General features: G+C 62.5%; 1 protein-coding gene. It reads left to right on the forward strand.

Annotated elements, in window-relative coordinates:
• Positions 1-341, forward strand: a 341-nt coding sequence (locus C468_RS01780) for a SufD family Fe-S cluster assembly protein (RefSeq protein WP_008847163.1), incomplete at both ends; no start/stop codon positions are given.

The following is a 341-nucleotide window of genomic DNA, read 5'->3' on the forward strand; positions in this document are numbered from 1 at the left end:
ATGAACTCCGAGGGGATGGGCCAGTTCGAGCACACGCTCATCATCGCCGAGGAGGGCTCGGAAGTCCACTACATCGAGGGCTGTTCCGCCCCGAAGTACTCGAAGTTCAACCTCCACTGCGGCGGCGTGGAAGTGTTCGTCGACGAGGACGCCCACGTCCAGTACTCGACCGTGCAGAACTGGTCGAAGAACACGTACAACCTGAACACCAAACGCGCCATCGCCGAGAAGGGCGGGCGCATGGAGTGGATCTCGGGGTCGATGGGGTCGAAGGCGACGATGCTGTACCCGTCGACGATCCTGAAGGGCCGCGGCGCCTCCGACAACCACATCACCATCGC

The sequence above is a fragment of the Halorubrum kocurii JCM 14978 genome (assembly GCF_000337355.1).
In the GTDB taxonomy this organism is placed as follows: domain Archaea; phylum Halobacteriota; class Halobacteria; order Halobacteriales; family Haloferacaceae; genus Halorubrum; species Halorubrum kocurii.